This window comes from Bacillus sp. MYb56 (assembly GCF_002976445.1).
GTDB lineage: Bacteria > Bacillota > Bacilli > Bacillales > Bacillaceae_G > Bacillus_A > Bacillus_A mycoides.
Genome location: NZ_PCOH01000130.1, coordinates 1 through 1,103 on the forward strand (window position 1 = coordinate 1; position 1,103 = coordinate 1,103).

Consider the following 1,103-nt stretch of genomic DNA (forward strand, 5'->3'; position numbering starts at 1 on the left):
GAGAACATAGCACAAAGTAATTTGCTCTTTGACAATTTAGATATATATTGCGTATTTCTTCCTTAAAGTAATGATGTAGAAGGATGATATACGACTTCAATATATATGCGTGCCTCCCTTGAAACGGTCACTAGAGGGGTTAGGTATACGATTATCGTTAGAAGAGTGGGTACGTAAAACTCATATCTGTGACCATTGGAAATGCATTGTATCAAAGACCTGTTTGTGTCAGTACTCGTGAGGAATATCCCATTTTGACATTCTGAAGAAGCGAGGAACATCACAACAGTAGATACATAAGGTTCTACGTTCAGGCCAAAATACGTAGTGCGGTATTGGGCATATAGAAGCTAGGTCGGGATTAGTCTCTATACGCATGCCAATACAGGGTTCGTCATTCCAGCCATAAATGATATTTCCATTTTCTATCCCACTTTCCTTTAAATGTTATAAAATAAAGACAGATGTTGAAGTATAAATGTGTCTCATCACACTTCAAAATCGCTTATTAAAATATGACATAGGGAGGAACATGCATGAGTCGTAAAGGGTGGATCATTTCCGCTGTAGTTGGACTATTAATTGCAATTGGTATTGGTTCAACATTTGTCTTTAGTTCGGGAAAAGGGGAAGTAATGGAACTTAGTCCGTTAGAAATGAAGAAGTTCATGAGTGAGGATGGCACTGGTTTTGTTATGTTGAATAATGATAAAAAAACAAGAGAAGATATCCTCTTTAATGTTGGAAAATTAGCAAAACAAAACAACGTCCAGGTGAAAGAATTATTTGGAGGTAGAGAAGATGTACCAAGAACAAGTAATCAGCACGACTTTGGTTTGTCACAAAAACGTGATACCCTTGCCTACTATGAAAAAGGAGAGTTGAAGAAAGCAATTAAGTTTGAAAAAATTAAACCATCTGAATTTGAAAAAGAAGTGGGATTCTTTATTCAAAATTGCAAAGAACAATATCAGAAGTAATCACATAATCATTGAAGGGTGGTGATACAGTGACGATTACACAGAAGGAATTAAAAAAGGAAAAAGAAATGGTAGCAAACCTATTAAGAGCCAATGGTCAGGATTATAACCATTGGCTTCATT

At 35.9% G+C, this 1,103-nt stretch carries 1 protein-coding gene; it reads left to right on the forward strand.

Going from position 1 to position 1,103, the window contains the following annotated elements:
• Positions 1–536 precede the first annotated feature (536 nt).
• Positions 537–980 carry a hypothetical protein gene (locus tag CQ058_RS31360; RefSeq protein WP_000087507.1) on the forward strand — a complete coding sequence of 148 codons (444 nt, stop codon included), beginning with the start codon at positions 537–539 and terminating at the stop codon, positions 978–980.
• Positions 981–1,103: the final 123 nt, after the last annotated feature.

What these genes read in the sequence shown, in the direction of transcription:
- CQ058_RS31360 (WP_000087507.1), top strand. Translation starts at nt 537, where the DNA reads ATGAGTCGTAAAGGGTGGATCATTTCCGCTGTAGTTGGACTATTAATT.